Below are 15608 nucleotides of genomic sequence, written 5' to 3'. Positions count from 1 at the left end.
ATTTTCGGTTATTTAACTCAGTCGTGATGCCCAGAACATGAATGCCACCAAACTTAATGCCAGCCAATGAAAGCAAATGGTTGCCGCGCTTACCAAACAAAAACAAGACTGCCGGCAAATCAGCAGCCTTGTTTTTGTTTAAAGGGTATTTATTTATTCGTTGGTTTCGATCAGGCCGTAACGTCCATCACGACGCTTGTAAACAATGCTCGTACCATTTGTATCGGCATCTTCGAAAACGAAGAAGTTGTGGCCCAGCATATCCATTTGCAAAATGGCTTCCTGCGAATCCATTGGCTTTAATGAAACTCGCTTTGTCCGTACCACCGTCAGATTATCATCATCTTCGGCTGGCTTTGGCTCAGCTGGTGCACTGGTATCAACATCAATTTGCCCAAAGCCTTTTTCACGGGATTTACGATTGATCTTCGTCTTGAACTTGCGAACCTGCCGCTCCAGCTTATCAGTTACAAGATCAATGCTGGCGTATAAATCAGGACTGGTTTCTTCCGCACGCAGGGTCAAAAACGAGAGTGGGATCGTCACTTCGACTTTAGCTGTCTTATCCGGATAAACCTTCAAATTGACGTGCGCCGTCGCAGTGACTGAACCTCCGAAGAACTTGTTCAGTTTGCTAATTCGCTTCTCCACGTAATTTCTGATGGCTTCGGTGACTTCGATGTTTTCGCCACGAACATTGTATGTGAGCATAAAACTTCTCCCCTTTCCTGCGTGTAACCAAATGCTTACACGCTGATTGGCTGGGATAAAACCCTTCCAATCTTCAATTTCATTATACCCGAATGTTGCAGTCAGACACAACAAAAGCCGCAATTCAGCGAATTAATGTCAACGCGTCAATTGTTCCTTTAAAACCGGCTGCCACCAATGCATCGCGTGCATGGTATAAAGTCCGTCCAGTCGTATACAAATCATCGAGCAGTGTGATTTGCCGAACCCGGTTCAACGTCTGTTCCGGCACCAGAACATGAAAACTTTGCGGTGTCTTCAGGCGTTCCTGTCGGGTCTTTTGGGCTTGTGGTCGCTCGGTGGCCGTTTTACGCAACCACGGCCGCAATCGTAAGCAGCCAAATAAACCGAGAATCGGATCAAAGCCACGCAGCTCAAAGTGCTTCGGCTCACTTGGAATCGGCACGAGCGCAGTAGCATGCCGCAAACGCGCCGCGATCAGATCCTGAAACGCCACGTGCAGTCGGTAATCGCCAAGCCCTTTATACTGGTAAATCCACGCTTTCATGCTAGCATCATATGCAAATAACGCCCGATTATGTAAGAGCGTTCCTTGGCGTTCCCACTTGCGGCAATCCGAACAGAGTTGCTCGGTAGGCTGCATTCGCCCGCATCCGGCACAGGTCTCCCCGGTAATCGGGCAAAAGCGACTTAAACAACTGTGGCATAATCTCGGTGCCAGCAGTGGTCCATGCGCAAATAAAGTCGTCAGTTGCAAACCGCGGTCGGTGGGTCGATCACATCCGATGCAACGCATACAATCACCTTCCGTTCATCATCACAATCTGGCGTTTAGCGGCCAATAACGCCAGCGTATAGCGATCCGTAAAGAATACGACCGGATCATCTGGGCTGTCCGCCGCCCGTCCGGCACGGCCCGCAATCTGAATCAACGCCGCGGCCGAAAATTCCCGATCTGCGGCTGCAATCACCCCCACTGCACACTGGGTGACCGTCACCCCTCGTTCTAAAATGGTGGTCGTGACCAAAACATCGAGTTGCCGTTGCCGAAATGCCATGACTTTTTCCGCCCGCTGTGGATCGGTACTGGCTACCCCAGCAGTTTTTAAACCCAGTTGGCGAAGCACGTCGGCGACTTGTTCTGCCCAGCTGATTTTTGGTACGAATAACAGACAAATCCGGTCCGTTGCAAGCACTTGGCGAATCCATGTGATCATGGCAGTCGGAAGTTGGCGTGGCACTTTTTGCAGATTCATCAATCGAATAGTCGGAACAGGTAAGGGATGCCCATGAAATCGGCGAAACAGCCTGCTAACACCCAGACCGTTGTGCAACGCTTTTTTCAACACCCGATCCGGCGTTGCGGTTAAATATGCCACTGATCCGCGGCGTGCCTGCTGAACGGCCTGATGCAACATTGGCGTGCCGTTCATGGGGAACGCATCGACCTCATCAACAACAATCAGGTCAAACGCCTGATAAAATCGCAACAACTGGTGCACCGTCGCCAATAGCAAGTCACTATCGGTCTGATCAAAATGCCCGCCATAGCGTACGGTGATCGGTGTCGTTGCAAATGCTGCCCGAAATCGTGGCGCCAGTTCTCGGATAACATCAATTCGCGGCGAAACGATCGCAACGCGTTGTTGTTGCTGGATCAGACGGGCCACAGTTGGAAATAGCATCTCGGTTTTCCCTGCACCGGTGACTGCCCAGATGAGATGATCGCGGCCAGCCGTCACACTCGCCATTAACGCATCCGAAGCCGCTTGCTGGTCAGGCGTGAGTGTACCATGCCAAGTCAGTCGACCGTCTCCAACTGGCTGATGTGGTTGGTCAAATCGATAAAGGCTATCCCGGTCAGTCAATCGTCCCAGCGTCACGCATTCCGGACAATAGAAGCGGCCATCCGGCAATGCCACGGGCAACTGGCTGCGACACCGCTGACAGCACCAATGACCCTTATCTTTAACCAATGCCGGTACCACGGTGGCCTGTGCTATATTAGAGACAGCCAACCGCGCCAGTTCAGCTTGGGTGAGTTGTGCCCCAGCAAGATCCATTTTTATCACCTCAAAAGGAGATTACGCATGACCAAGCCATATCTCACTATTAAAGAAACGGGAAATTACACCCGGATCATCAAAAAATCGCGCTTCATCACCCACTTAGCCCGCATCCAAAGCGAGGATGAAGCCAAAACCATCATTGACCAAATCAGCCACGAAAATGCCAAAGCCAATCACAATGTCTATGCGTATGTACTCGGCAATGAAAGTCAGATTCAGCGGGCAAGTGACAACGGCGAGCCTTCCGGAACCGCCGGAAGTCCTACGCTGGAGGGTTTGCTGAACCACGACATCCGCGACGTGGTAGCCGTCACGACCCGCTATTTTGGCGGCATCAAACTTGGTGCCGGCGGACTGATTCGCGCCTATGCCGGCAACGTCAACAACGCCATTGAAACCATTGGCATTGTGGCGCGCATCAAGCAAAAAACGGTTACATTCCAGATCCCTTACGCCGATCTTGAACCGCTACAACACTTTTTGACCACCCATCACCTCACCATTGCCAAAATTGATTACGGCGTGAAGGTCACCATGACGCTGTACTTGGATGAAGACCAACTAGAGGCTTCATTAGCGTTGATTAATGATTTTTTGAATGGTCAGTTTTCACCGACAATCGGTCAGAGTGAGTATCGCGAAGCACCATATCCATTTGCCCAAAATAGGGAATGACGGTCGCGGACAGATCGTGACTCAAAAAATCGTCAGCAAACCAGCCGTTAATCGGGGACAAAAAGATCCGCAAGACAAGCTCATCTTGCGGATCTTTTTGACGCGACACCCAGCATCCAATCACTAGCGTTGGCTCACCGCGTGTTTATTTAGCATATTCAACGGTTCGGGTTTCACGAATCACGGTAACTTTGATGTGACCCGGATACTCTAATTCTTTTTCGATTTCATTGCGAATGTCCCGTGCCAAAATCACACTCTGGTCATCAGAGAGCTTTTCCGGTTGAACAATCACGCGTACTTCGCGACCAGCCTGAATCGCAAAACTGTGATCAACGCCAGCATGACTGTTGGCAATGGCTTCCAGTTTTTCTAAGCGATGCAGGTAATTTTCAAGCGATTCCGACCGTGCGCCTGGGCGAGCGGCGGAAATAGCATCAGCGGCGGCGACCAGCACCGAAATGACACTGGTCGGCTCAACGTCACCATGATGGGATGCAATGGCGTTAATGACCGTCTTTGGTTCCTTGTACTTTGTTGCCAGCTCAACCCCGATTTCAACGTGAGATCCGTCTACCTCGTGATCGAGTGCCTTACCAATATCATGTAATAACCCCGCACGTTTTGCTAAGGTAACATCTTCTCCTAATTCAGCAGCCATGACACCGGCCAGCTTTGCAACCTGAATCGAATGATCCAGGACATTCTGGCCATAACTTGTCCGAAAATGCAACCGACCCAAAATCTTAATCAGATCAGGATGCATGTTATGAATGCCCACGTCAAAAATGGCTTGTTCACCAATTTCTCGGATACGGTCATCCATTTCTTTGCGTGCTTTATCAACCATTTCTTCAATGCGTGCCGGATGAATCCGACCATCTTGAATGAGCTTCTCCAAAGCGATCCGGGCGATCTCTCGCCGGATCGGATCAAAACCGCTCAAAACGACGGCTTGTGGGGTATCGTCAATAATCAAGTCGATACCCGTCAAAGTCTCAAGCGTCCGAATATTGCGACCTTCACGACCAATAATTCGGCCTTTCATGTCGTCATTAGGCAAGTTCACTACGGTAACCGTTGTTTCTGCAACGATATCCGAAGCACTGCGCTGGATAGCATCCGCGATCAGTACCTTGGCTTTCTTATCCGCAGCTTCCTTAGCTTCATCTTCACTTTCTTTGATCATAACAGCGCGTTCATGCGTCAATTCCGATTGCGTTTCATCAAGGATCTGAGTCCGAGCCTGTTCATGCGTTAACTCGGCAATTCGTTCAAGCTCCGTCTGTTGTTTGCTGATTTCTGAAGAGATATCTTGTTCACGTTCATCTAACTGTTGCTGCCGCTTGTTCAAATTTGCTTCTCGGTCAGCAAGACTCTGCTCTTTACGATCGAGCGTATCATCACGCCGATCCAGAGTATCTTCCCGCTGATTCAGTCGATGTTCCGACTTCTGGACTTCCGCCCGCCGATCTTTCAATTCATCTTCAAGTTGGGTTCGATAGCGATGATTCTCATCTTTTGCTTCTAGCAGTTTCTCTTTTTTTAAAGTCGCTGCTTCTTTTTTAGCGGCCTCAATGATACCTTCTGCTGTCTGCGTCGCTCGATCCAAACTGTTCTGGTGGAGCTTCTTTTGAAGTGCAAATCCGATCAATAAACCGACCGCTAAAGCGATGACTGCTGCGAGGGTTATTGAGACCAGTGTTACTGAACTCATCATTTCACCTCCGCATCATCTAAGCGATTCAATCATCTTGTTGATCAAAATCTTTGATGCTTTTTTAAATTATTACACCTCTATCAGTTTACGTGCTGGCAATGAAGGTGTCAACAGGGCAAGAGCGTGAGCTGGCGCGTTTAGGAGCTGGAGTGTAAGCGGCCTTGGGCGTGATGGCCGGTCTTTGGCCATTGCGACCAAGGTCCTTACACGCAGGCTCCTGCGCCAGCGAACGCGTTTCCATGCAGCATCGGCCAGTAGTTATCTTCTATAACAAGTCACGGATCGGTCTTTAGCCATTTAGGGCTGAAGTCCTTACACGCAGGTTTCTGGGCCTGTGAACGCGTTTCCGAGCAGTATCGGCCAATCATCGTCCTCTATAACAAATCATGAATCGGTCTTTAGCCATTTAGGCTTGATGTCCTTACACGTAGATTTCTGCGACTGCGAGCGCGTTTTGGAACCGGATTGCCCCACACTCCTTATGCCCTCACCTCCAAGCACAAAACAAAAAGACACTAACCTGAACCCCGCCAGCTAGTGTCTGTACAATTTAGATCTCACTATTCAACTTCCGAATCACTTACCAAGTCACCGCTATTTAGGAAGCTCGCGCCGATACATCCGGATCTTCCACTTCAATCACCTGGTTTAACGGCATTCCGTATGCCTCACGCACCTGCCCCTCAATCTTTTTACGCATTTCCTCATGAGTTTCAAGATAAGCCTTGGCATGCTCGCGTCCTTGGCCGATTCGCTCACCTTGGTAGGCATACCACGACCCGGACTTTTCAACGATGTCTTTTTCAACCGCCATATCGACGAGTTCACCGCTTTGCGAAATACCGCGGCCATACATAATATCCACAATCGCTACTTTAAAAGGCGGCGCCACCTTATTTTTAACGACCTTGATTTTAGTGCGATTGCCAATAATCTCAGCACCGTTTTTAATCTGTTCGGAACGGCGGATTTCCAGCCGCACTGTTGCATAAAACTTTAATGCCCGACCACCCGGGGTTATTTCTGGGTTGCCAAAAACGATGCCGACTTTCTCACGAATTTGGTTAATAAAGACGGCAATAGTTTTCGTCTTACTGATGTTGCCAGACAGCTTCCGCAGCGCTTGTGACATCAGTCGCGCCTGTAGGCCAACGTGTGCATCGCCCATATCGCCGTCAATCTCGGCTTGCGGAACCAGCGCGGCCACCGAATCAATCACCAGAATATCAATTGCTCCGGAAGCAACCAATTCGTCAGCAATTTCCAGCCCTTGTTCTCCAGTATCCGGTTGAGAGAGCAACAGTTCATCAATATTGACGCCCAGCGCGGTCGCATACTTAGGATCCATAGCATTTTCCGCATCAATATACGCGGCGGTTCCGCCATGCTGCTGCACCATTGCCACCGCATGCAAGGCAACGGTGGTTTTCCCCGAGCTTTCAGGACCGTACATCTCAACAATCCGCCCGCGTGGCAACCCACCAACGCCAAGCACTTCGTCAATCGCAAGTGAGCCACTGGAAATGGCCGAAACCCGCGTATCAGCCTTGTCCCCCATTTTCATGATGGCACCTTTGCCAAAATTCTTTTCAATCTTTTTTAGTGCTGTTGCTAACGCTTCTTGTCGTTCTGTGTCTGCCACTTCCTGCCGCCCCCTGTCATTGCTACCTCTCCAACTTTTCAATCGTTCCGAAAATTAATCCCGCAAGCTCTTCAATGCGATCATCATGCCAGTCATAACCGCGCGTTTGCGCACATCATTGCGGCCACCGGGAAAATGATAAACCTGTGCAACCGGCGCCTGGCCCATCCGCGCCAAGCCGATCCAAACTGTCCCCGCTGGCTGGCCTTCCAGTGTGTCGGGCCCTGCCACGCCGGTAAAACTGACTGCAATATCGGCCGCAGCCCGCTGACGGGCATGCTCGGCCATTGCTTTGGCAGTAAATTCACTCACTACCCCATGAGCCGCTAACTCACGCGCATCAATATTCAAAAATGCTGCTTTAGTGGCTAAGGCGTACGTCACAAAACCGCCTTTGAAATAATTCGAGACGCCGGGAACATCCCCCAAAGCTGCCTGAAACGCACCGGCTGTCAAGCTCTCCGCTGCCGTTATTTGCTTGTCGGTCGCCGCTAATGCCTTGACCAACTCTTTAGCGAGGCTATTATCATCACCATAACCATAAAAGTAACGTCCCTCGCGATCCATAATGGCGCGAATCACCGGTTCCAATTTTGCTTCAGCGTCTGTCTGGGTCTCACCACTAGCCGTCACTCGAATGGTCACTTCATGATCCTTGATATACGTTGCCAGTGTCGGATTCGTCTGCTTGGCAATTAAATCACCCAAATCCGTCACCAATTGTGATTCACCAACACCAAAGAAGCGCATGACGCGGCTGACAAAAGCTTCATGATGGCCGCTATACTTGGCCAAATGAGGCAATAGCTCATGATCAACCATTGGGATAAATTCCTTAGGCGGCCCAGGCAGTAGTACATAGGCATGTTGGTGTTGTTCGACCCAGGCACCGACTGCCAGCCCGATGCGATTAACCAATATATCAGCACCTTGCGGATACATCGCCTGTAACTTATTATTTGGCGTCATCGGCCGTTGCTGTTGTTTAACCCGCGCCGCCAGTTTTGCCATGGCGTCCGCATCTTCAACCAACGGCAAATTCAGATGAGCCGCCAACGTTTGTTTCGTCAGGTCATCTGGTGTGGGTCCTAAACCACCGATCAAAATCACAATGTCACTGCGTTTTTCGGCTAAGCTGATCGCATCAGCCAGGCGTTGCGCATTGTCACCGACAACCTGTTGATGATAGCTGGCAATGCCTAAAGCGGCCAACTGTTTAGCCATATAGGCGCCATTAGTATTAGTAATCTGTCCCATCAGAATTTCAGTTCCGACAGCAATAATTTCTGCCTGCATATCTTTCCCACCTAACAATAGAGTTCGACTTTAATTCTTTTTTCCCTTTTTCAAATCAAAATTTTCTGGATAAAGGCCATTGCAACGTGACGCATCTCACATTAAAAACGCTGCTATTTGCTTACAATCCATTTTACTACCTGCGATTGCACAAAACAGCCTTTGCCAACAAGACTGTGTGGTCCCCTACTACCGGCTTACATAGCCCACACTGGCGCAAAAATCTGCGTACTAAAAAACCCAGATCACCTGACCTGGGTTTTTACCAAACTTATTCATGACTCGATCCAAACGAATCGGCGAAGACAGCGCGATTTTTGTAGAAGTATTCCACGCCTGAATAGATGGTGAAGAATACGGCGACGTAGAAGAGAATCAACGCGAATGGCACATTGATGTTGTTAAACCACGCGTTGTTTAACATCAGAAAAATGATCGCAAACATCTGGGTGTTGGTTTTAATCTTGCCGGGCCACGCTGCCGCGAGAACTTCGCCTTTATTGGAAAGCAGAAGCCGCAAGCCGGTCACGGCCAATTCCCGCCAAAGAATAATCGCCGTTCCCCATGCCGGAATCTGGCCGGCAGCGGTTAAAAAGATAAAGGCCGTCATGACTAACAACTTGTCCGCCAATGGATCGGCAAACTTGCCAAAGTTGGTTATCAAGTGTTGACTGCGGGCAATATGGCCGTCCGCAAAGTCGGTGAGTGACGCAATGATGAAAATAATCAGTGCAATGAACCAGCTGACCGCCACTTTGGTTCCTGCAATGGTCAGATAACCCGCTGGCCAATTAAACGCAAGCAACAACGTAAAAACCGGAATTAGGAAAATCCGGATCAACGTCAACTTGTTTGGAAGATTCATTCTTGGGACCCCTCGCTTTCACTGGTACTGTTTGTGAAGGTGATTGTCCGCACGATGCTGGTTCCGTTTGAAATATCAACGTCTTTGCCATTCAGTTTGATGGTTGTTGCCGTTGCATTACCAGAACGGACTTGGAAGGTTGATGCGTTATCCGGTAGTGAGACTTCTTGCGTATTGCCGGATGTTAAGGATCCTTGCCAAGTGGTCGTACCATTGACAATCACTGAAACCCATGCCGTTGCTCCCTTAGCACCTAAAGTAAGCTTGTTGCCGGTAGTCGGCAGATTTTTGAGCGTAACCGCCTGTGTTGCGCCATTAGCAGCTGCGACAGAAATATCGAGTTTACCGCTCTTTTCTTTCTTCTGCTTGGACGCTTTTTCAGATGGCTTGGAGCTGCTTGAAGCGGATGCCTTGCTGGACTTTGAGGACGCTTTTGACGACTTCGATGATTTTGATGACTTTGCGCTACTGCGTTTAGACGAAACCGCAACGCTTTCAGAATCTGCCGGTATCGTCTGCTTCGGTCCTGATTGTGACATCAACATCACAGCATAAATGACAATAACCGCTACAACTACAATCCCTGCCACTGCAATTTGCGGTAAATAACGCCGCAACCGGTTGACTGGACTGGCTTCTTCAGCACGGGTTGCGCGCGTCTTATTTTCAACTGATTGAGCAGCATATTCTTTTGGCTGTGGTTCCGGAATATCCTGCTGGAACTGCGTTAGAAGCTCATCGCCATCAAGACCGACCGTATCGGCATATTGTTTGATGAAAGCACGCACATAAAAATCACCTGGCAGCGCATCGAAATGTCCTTCTTCGATAGCAATCAGATAGCGTTTTTGGATTTTGGTGATCTGTTGCAGATCATCAATGGTATAACCCTTTTCAATCCGGGCGTCCCGTAATTTTTGCCCAATTTCATCCATATGTTTTCTTCACCCGCTATTTTTTATTAACCATTTTTAGTATAGCATGAAAAACCATCTGTAAGCCTTAAGAAATCCTTTGTTTGCTAGATGCGCCAGCCACCTGTGACGTAAAGGGTCTGGCCTGTCAGGTAAGCGGCATCTTCGGCAGTTAACATAGTGACATAGTAACTAATATCCTGCGGGGTCGCAAACCTAGCCGCCGGAATTTCGGCCCGGACCTTGGCTAACGATGACTGATCAAACATCTGCGTATTCATTTTAGTCGACACTGCGCCGGGAGCCACGACATTGACGGTGATGCCAAGGCTCGCTACCTCTTGCGCATAAGCCTTGACAAACGCACTTTGCGCTCCTTTTACCGTGCTATAAGCCACTTCCATCGCCGAACCGGTTCCACCGTAAACCGAACCAATGAAAATCACCCGGCCATGTCCGGATTGTGCCAGCTTATGTTCCACCTTGGTTAACAGCACCATCGGCGTCAACAAATGCACCCGCATCAACGCCGTCATTTCAGGTACGGTCGTTTCTTTGAAAAGATGATAATAAGTCATCCCGGCAGCAAAAACAACCGCATCAAGGCTGAATAGTTGCGCGGTTAATTTGTCTAAATGCTGATCATCGGTCAGATCATACTGGAGCGGAATAAAGTCCTGCTGCGGATAGGCCGCCTGAAAGGTTTTGACCTGATCCGTTACGATTTTCTCGTGACGATAATAGTGAAGATATAGCGACCAGCCATCTGCCGCCATTTTTGCAGCGACCGCCTGGCCAATATCACCAGAAGCGCCAATAATCAGTGCAGATCTCATGATTGACCCTCCGGAAGCATGGTCAAAACCGTTAAGGCGTCAGATTGGAAAATTTGGGGAATCAGGTCCTTGACGTCATCAAAGCTGATACTGTTCAAAATCTGCGGAAAATCAAACAGCCGTGCCTGGCCAAAACTCAAGGCGCTCAATTGATTGGCGACCCCATTCAGGCCATTCAACCCCGCATAATACTTGCCTAACGAAGCCCGCTTTATCAGTTCCACTCGCTCGCTCGTCAAATCAGACTGCGCCGTTGCATGCAGCAAAACCTGTTTAATGGCGGCACTCAACGCTTGAGGATCATCGGTATCACCGCCGACAAGCCCGTAACTGAAACTGCGCTGATTGGTAAAGTCAAAATCAAATGAATCATCAATTAGCCCCTGATCATACCATTCCTGGTATAGCTGGGATGAGTCGCCAAATAAAACTTCCAGTAACAGCCTGATGGTCAGCTGATACCGCCACCCTTCCGTTGTCTGTGGGATCGCTACCTGGCCTTTGAAGCCCACTAGCGTTTTCGGCCGACTAACCGGCATTTTCAACTCGCGATAAGGGATAATGTCAGCTGTTTGTAAATCCGCCTCGACGCCGCGCACAATAGGCTGTGGTGCCGGGAAATGCTTCTTAGCCTGATTATCGGCAACAAAGTCAATGATTTCGGTGGCATCAATATTGCCGACAATCACCAACGTCATATTGCTAGGTTGATAAAAAATCCGGTGAATCGTATAAAGCATTTCCGGTGTGATCTGCGCGATGCTGTCTGCAGTTCCTGCCACATCAACGTGTGCCGGATGATTTGGAAAAAGATTTTCCAACAGCCCAGCATAAACACGCCAGCCGGGATCGTCTTGGTACATCTGAATTTCCGAGCCGATAATTCCCTGTTCTTTGGCAACCGAACTTTCGGAGAAGAACGGTTCCTGAACAAAATCCAGCAAAATCTGCAGATTCTTGGTTAACTGCGTCGTCGCCGAGAACAGGAAACTGGTTTTGGTTGCGCTGGTAAATGCATTGGCCGAGGCCCCAGTCTCACCAAAAAGATCAAATGCATCATGGTCTTCTTTTTCAAAAAGTTTGTGCTCTAGAAAATGCGCAATACCGGCCGGGTAAGTGACCATTTTCTTACCATCTGGGGCAAATCGTGTATCGATCGCGCCATAGTCCGTGGTCATAATTGCATAACTTTTATGATACGCCGGCCGCGGCACGACCTGCAGTCGCAAACCGTTGGGCAGCGTTGTCGTGACCAAGGTTTCGTCAACATCGCTAAAATATTGCGTCTTCATTCGCTGTCCTCCCCAGTCAGAAAATATGTGGCTTGAAGTTGCATGCCGGCTGCTGCTTCCTGAACCGCTTGGCGATCCACCGCTTGAATACGGCGCGCAAAGCTTTCAAAATCTTGAGGCGCATATGGCACCAATAGCTGATACAGTGCCTGATTGGTCAAAAACCGTGGGCTGTCGTACGCTGCCCGTTGATGATCCAAAATTCCGTCTTTAACCGACTGCAAAAGCTTATCGGAAAAGTCACCATTAACGACCGCTGCCAGTTGCTGCTGAATCAAGTCGGCAACCTGATCATGGGCTTTACCTTCAATCCCGGTTTGAACCAACATCAGGCCACGAAACGCGTCTAACATCGAGCTTGCGTAATAAGCCAAGCTGGCTTTTTCACGCACATTGGTGAATAAAAGCGACAGGCTGGACCCGCCAAATAATTCCTCAGCCACTAGCGCAGCAGTATACTTGGGGCCCATCAAATCCGTTGTGATATGGTAAGCCAAGTCAAATTTGGCCTGTTGTGCCACCACAGTTTTCGTCTGGGTCAGCACTTCAGGGTGCGGAGGCAGATCAAAGGCGATTGCCGGCATCGTCCGGGCACGCGCTGCCAGCGGCCAATCAGCAAACAGCTTCTCCACCTGCTGCTCCTGCACATCCCCCAGAACCGTAATAATCACCTGATCCTGACTCATCAACTGATGATAGTAATCCGTCAAATCTGCCGCCGTCAGCGGTGCTAAATCCTCCCGCGTACCAAAACTCGGAATGGCCTGATCGGGATCAACCCCAAAATACAAGCGCTGGACGCCCAACACGGCCTGCGTCTGCCGATCATCATCCAAACTAGCCAGATAATGATCCAGATTCTCTTTTTCCCGATCAAAGGTCACCTGATCGAATTGATCGTTGTGAAAATTTGGCGCAAAAAGAACCGACCGCAAAAAGGCGACCGCTTGCGGTAACAATGGCTGATCCGTAAACCGATCATCGACCGTGCTCATTGTGACCCCGATCCGGTGCAATCGGCCTTCCCGCGCAACACCAATACTAAAGTTAGCGCCATACAGTGCTTCTAGATGGGCCGCCATTGCCGCCTGTGTCGGATATTGCTTGCTATTTGTTTCCAATAAACTGGTCAATAAAGTGCGCTTGGTGATCGTCGCGCGCCGCAATGGCGTCAAAAACTGAACATTAATGCGTGTTGTTTTGAATTGGGTCGTTGGCAAAACAATGAGCCAAACGCCCGGCTTGATTTCTTTTTGCATAGTCTCCCTCATGACTGATTAGCATTGGTTGCCGATTCTGGTGTCGCAAAAACTTTTCGGGGCTTGCTGCCTTCGCTTGGGCCAACGATTTGATTAGCCTCAAGATCATCAATGAGTCGCGCCGCGCGATTATAGCCGATACGAAAACGCCGTTGCAACATAGATGTCGACGCACTCTGCTGAGCAATGACAAACGCCTTGGCATCATCGTATAACTCGTCTTCGGAATCACCTTGCTGCTCGGTTTCAACACTTTCCGTGGGTGTCATGCTTTCAACATACGCCGGTGAGACCTGATCCGTAATCGCCTTAACGACCCGCTCCACATCAATCGATGGAATAAAGGCACCTTGAATTCGCAACGGTTTTGACGCCCCGATTGGCGAAAATAGCATGTCACCGCGGCCAAGCAGCTTCTCTGCGCCGTTACTATCCAAAATTGTGCGCGAATCAATCCCGCTAGATGTTGCAAACGCAATCCGGGATGGAATGTTGGCCTTCATCAGCCCGGTGATCACGTCTACCGACGGACGCTGGGTCGCAATGATGACATGAATCCCGGCGGCGCGCGCCATTTGGGCCAGTCGGACAATCGCCGTTTCAATCTCATGACCGGCGACCATCATTAAATCACTCAATTCATCGATAATGACAACGATGTAGGGCATTTTTGTCTGCCCGCTGGCCGGATCGGCGGCAACTTTTTGATTAAATTCCTTCATATTACGGACACCAGCCGCTGCAAATCGTTGATATCGCTCGTCCATGGCCGTTAAAATTTTATTCAATGCACTTGGCGCTTTTTTAGCTTCAGTGACCACCGGCGTCAACAGATGCGGTACGCCATTATAAACCGACAGTTCAACCCGCTTAGGATCAATCAACATTAAGCGGACATCGGTCGGCTTCGCGCGCATCAGAATGCTGGTTAAAATGACGTTGATCATTACCGACTTACCCGAACCGGTTGCCCCGGCAATCAATAAATGCGGCATTTTAGTCAAATCAAACGTCACGACTTTACCGTTGACATCGCGGCCAAGCGGCAAAACCAACGGATGGTTCGGTGCTTTTGGTGTTTCGGCCATGACTTCTTTAAAGCCAACGGTCGCAATGTGCTGATTCGGCACTTCAATCCCAATCAGAGATTTTCCCGGAATCGGTGCTTCAATCCGAATGTCTTTAGCAGCAAGCGCCAAGGCCAGATCATCGGATAAATTCACAATCTTGGAAACCTTCACGCCAACAGCCGGTTGAATCTCGTATTGGGTAATTGATGGACCTAACGTGGCACTTTTGACAGCCACCTTGACACCGAAGCTTTCAAATGTGTCTTTTAATTTGGTTCGATTGGTCTTGATCGCTTGGTATTCAGCACTTTGATCAACTGGCGGCGTCGCGGTTAGCATGTTTAAACTCGGCAGTTGATAATCCGCGGCCGGCATTTCTGGATCGTGAACAGCGGCGGGCTTTGGGCTTGTCGCCGAAACATGCGCAGCCGTTGAACTTGGCGGGGTAACCCTTGCCGGTGTCTCGCTCTGTGGTGCTGGCGGTACCGGCGCAGGCCCGTTAATTGTAAAGTCATCCGCTCGTTCCGAAGCCGGATCTGCTTGAGTATCAGTCGATACTGCCGCTGGTTTAGGCTTTACCGCCGATGTTGTCGGTCGTGCTGCCGCTTTCTTGGCGTGTTCCTTCTTTAAATCAACGAAGCTGCTATGAATTTGAAGTACCCCTCGCTTGCAAGCCTGTCCCAATGCTTGCAACCAGTTAAAAACCTGGTTGGCACCTACTCCCAGAAATACAAGCACACCAGCGACAACACCAAACCATGCCAGAATCGTTGCACCAAGACTGCTCAACAATGGCGCTAGTAGTGAGAAAAGGCTAGCTCCGAGTAAACCGCCACCAACTTGCGAAGCGGTCGTCATCAGGCCGAAATCATTTTGCAGCAGCCGCCAAGTGGTCAAAAGATAATGGCTGTGAACATTTAAGGTCGCCATCGTGATCGACGTCAACAAAACCAGCGCGGCAATGAGGACAATCGCCAATCCTACCCACACATGGCGGGCTAGTTTAGGTAGGCGGTCAGCTAAAAGAAACCAAATGCCGGTCACAATCGTTGCGGCACTCACAACAAGGAAACTGTCGCCGACAACTAACCGAAAAACATTCGCCAGCACCGTCCCAACCATTCCCAAACGGAAAAACGCTAGGCTTGAGAACACCACAAATAGCGCCCCAACCCAACTCAGGGTGTGCTGCTGTTGTTTAGTCGGTCGCTTTTTGCGCGGACTTCTGCGCCCGCCGCGTTTTTGTGCCATGTTGATAC

Annotated in this window: 13 protein-coding genes; 1 reads left to right on the top strand and 12 read right to left on the bottom strand. The window is 49.7% G+C overall.

Annotated features, from left to right (window positions below):
* Positions 1–153: 153 nt before the first annotated feature.
* From hpf to LHUE1_RS09915, 3 genes are all read right to left on the bottom strand, one after another.
* Positions 154–711 (bottom strand): ribosome hibernation-promoting factor, HPF/YfiA family, encoded by a 558-nt coding sequence (gene hpf, locus LHUE1_RS09925; protein WP_277848350.1) that lies wholly within the window; start codon positions 709–711, stop codon positions 154–156.
* Positions 712–835: 124 nt separating this feature from the next.
* Positions 836–1354 (bottom strand): ComF family protein, encoded by a 519-nt coding sequence (locus tag LHUE1_RS09920; protein ID WP_025012517.1) that lies wholly within the window; start codon positions 1352–1354, stop codon positions 836–838.
* A 157-nt stretch (positions 1355–1511) separates the two neighbouring features.
* Positions 1512–2774, bottom strand: coding sequence for a DEAD/DEAH box helicase (locus tag LHUE1_RS09915; protein ID WP_049169074.1), 1263 nt, complete (start codon positions 2772–2774; stop codon positions 1512–1514).
* Positions 2775–2801: 27 nt separating this feature from the next.
* Here LHUE1_RS09915 and LHUE1_RS09910 point away from each other — a divergent pair, with 27 nt between their 5' ends.
* Positions 2802–3455, top strand: a complete 654-nt coding sequence (locus LHUE1_RS09910) for a YigZ family protein (protein WP_049169075.1) — start codon at positions 2802–2804, stop codon at positions 3453–3455.
* A 145-nt stretch (positions 3456–3600) separates the two neighbouring features.
* Here LHUE1_RS09910 and rny read toward each other — a convergent pair whose 3' ends face one another.
* The 9 genes from rny to LHUE1_RS09865 form a co-directional block, all read right to left on the bottom strand.
* Positions 3601–5172, bottom strand: a complete 1572-nt coding sequence (rny, locus tag LHUE1_RS09905) for a ribonuclease Y (RefSeq protein ID WP_010489446.1) — start codon at positions 5170–5172, stop codon at positions 3601–3603.
* Between the two features lie 601 nt (positions 5173–5773).
* Positions 5774–6817 (bottom strand): recombinase RecA, encoded by a 1044-nt coding sequence (recA, locus tag LHUE1_RS09900; RefSeq protein ID WP_049169076.1) that lies wholly within the window; start codon positions 6815–6817, stop codon positions 5774–5776.
* A gap of 54 nt (positions 6818–6871) precedes the next feature.
* Entirely contained in the window at positions 6872–8113 is a 1242-nt protein-coding gene (locus tag LHUE1_RS09895) for a competence/damage-inducible protein A (protein ID WP_049169077.1), read from the bottom strand.
* A 271-nt stretch (positions 8114–8384) separates the two neighbouring features.
* On the bottom strand, positions 8385–8978 hold the full coding sequence (pgsA, locus tag LHUE1_RS09890) for a CDP-diacylglycerol--glycerol-3-phosphate 3-phosphatidyltransferase (protein WP_025012513.1): 594 nt from the start codon (positions 8976–8978) through the stop codon (positions 8385–8387).
* Positions 8975–9913: a helix-turn-helix domain-containing protein gene (locus LHUE1_RS09885; RefSeq protein WP_049169078.1), complete on the bottom strand. Its 939-nt coding sequence runs from the start codon at positions 9911–9913 to the stop codon at positions 8975–8977. The genes pgsA and LHUE1_RS09885 overlap by 4 nt, the downstream gene beginning before the upstream one ends.
* An 86-nt stretch (positions 9914–9999) precedes the next feature.
* Positions 10000–10728, bottom strand: coding sequence for an elongation factor P 5-aminopentanone reductase (gene ymfI, locus LHUE1_RS09880; protein WP_049169079.1), 729 nt, complete (start codon positions 10726–10728; stop codon positions 10000–10002).
* Positions 10725–12020, bottom strand: coding sequence for an EF-P 5-aminopentanol modification-associated protein YfmH (gene yfmH, locus LHUE1_RS09875; protein WP_277848349.1), 1296 nt, complete (start codon positions 12018–12020; stop codon positions 10725–10727). The genes ymfI and yfmH overlap by 4 nt, the downstream gene beginning before the upstream one ends.
* A complete protein-coding gene (gene yfmF, locus LHUE1_RS09870) occupies positions 12017–13279 on the bottom strand; it encodes an EF-P 5-aminopentanol modification-associated protein YfmF (protein WP_049169081.1) in 1263 nt (420 codons plus the stop codon). The genes yfmH and yfmF overlap by 4 nt, the downstream gene beginning before the upstream one ends.
* Positions 13280–13287: 8 nt before the next feature.
* On the bottom strand, positions 13288–15600 hold the full coding sequence (locus LHUE1_RS09865) for an FtsK/SpoIIIE family DNA translocase (RefSeq protein ID WP_049169082.1): 2313 nt from the start codon (positions 15598–15600) through the stop codon (positions 13288–13290).
* Positions 15601–15608 lie beyond the last annotated feature (8 nt).

Source organism: Lacticaseibacillus huelsenbergensis (assembly GCF_029726355.1).
In the GTDB taxonomy this organism is placed as follows: Bacteria; Bacillota; Bacilli; order Lactobacillales; family Lactobacillaceae; genus Lacticaseibacillus; species Lacticaseibacillus casei.
The sequence above is the reverse complement of the archived record's forward strand: the minus strand, read 5'-3'. Positions and strand labels throughout refer to the sequence as shown.

Bases quoted from the DNA above. Each gene is read 5' to 3' on its own strand.
- hpf (WP_277848350.1), bottom strand. From the start codon at position 711: ATGCTCACATACAATGTTCGTGGCGAAAACATCGAAGTCACCGAAGCC.
- LHUE1_RS09920 (WP_025012517.1), bottom strand. From the start codon at position 1,354: ATGCAGCCTACCGAGCAACTCTGTTCGGATTGCCGCAAGTGGGAACGC.
- LHUE1_RS09915 (WP_049169074.1), bottom strand. From the start codon at position 2,774: ATGGATCTTGCTGGGGCACAACTCACCCAAGCTGAACTGGCGCGGTTG.
- LHUE1_RS09910 (WP_049169075.1), top strand. From the start codon at position 2,802: ATGACCAAGCCATATCTCACTATTAAAGAAACGGGAAATTACACCCGG.
- rny (WP_010489446.1), bottom strand. From the start codon at position 5,172: ATGAGTTCAGTAACACTGGTCTCAATAACCCTCGCAGCAGTCATCGCT.
- LHUE1_RS09895 (WP_049169077.1), bottom strand. From the start codon at position 8,113: ATGCAGGCAGAAATTATTGCTGTCGGAACTGAAATTCTGATGGGACAG.
- pgsA (WP_025012513.1), bottom strand. From the start codon at position 8,978: ATGAATCTTCCAAACAAGTTGACGTTGATCCGGATTTTCCTAATTCCG.
- LHUE1_RS09885 (WP_049169078.1), bottom strand. From the start codon at position 9,913: ATGGATGAAATTGGGCAAAAATTACGGGACGCCCGGATTGAAAAGGGT.
- ymfI (WP_049169079.1), bottom strand. From the start codon at position 10,728: ATGAGATCTGCACTGATTATTGGCGCTTCTGGTGATATTGGCCAGGCG.
- yfmH (WP_277848349.1), bottom strand. From the start codon at position 12,020: ATGAAGACGCAATATTTTAGCGATGTTGACGAAACCTTGGTCACGACA.
- yfmF (WP_049169081.1), bottom strand. From the start codon at position 13,279: ATGCAAAAAGAAATCAAGCCGGGCGTTTGGCTCATTGTTTTGCCAACG.
- LHUE1_RS09865 (WP_049169082.1), bottom strand. From the start codon at position 15,600: ATGGCACAAAAACGCGGCGGGCGCAGAAGTCCGCGCAAAAAGCGACCG.